This window comes from Micromonospora mangrovicola, assembly GCF_047200535.1.
In the GTDB taxonomy this organism is placed as follows: domain Bacteria; phylum Actinomycetota; class Actinomycetes; order Mycobacteriales; family Micromonosporaceae; genus Micromonospora.
On sequence record NZ_JBJZOG010000283.1, the window covers coordinates 1 to 336 of the forward strand.

Below are 336 nucleotides of genomic sequence, written 5' to 3' on the forward strand. Positions count from 1 at the left end.
CCGGTGCTGTAGATGGTCTGCCAGGGCCCGGCGGTGTCGGCGGCGACCTGGATCTGGAAGGAGCGCGCGTAGGCCGCCTCCCACTGCAGCACGACCTGGCAGAGGGTCTGCGTGCCGCCCAGGTCGACCCGGAGCCACTGCGGGTCGGCGAACGCGCTGGACCAGCGGGTGCCGGCGTTGCCGTCGACCGCGGCGGAGGCGGGCACGGCGGCGTTCTCGGTCGAGGAGGCGACCGCCGGCCGGTTGAGCGCGGCGTTGCCGGTGCAGCCGGGGGAACCGCTGGTGCCGTAGACCTTGAACTCCCAGAGCGAGTAGCCGTACGCGGTGGCCCGGGTG

General features: G+C 74.1%; 1 protein-coding gene. It reads right to left on the reverse strand.

Annotated features, from left to right (window positions below; all coding sequences use genetic code 11):
• A partial coding sequence (locus ACL02O_RS34485; protein ID WP_412822367.1) for a discoidin domain-containing protein occupies window positions 1-336 on the reverse strand: 336 nt, incomplete at both ends.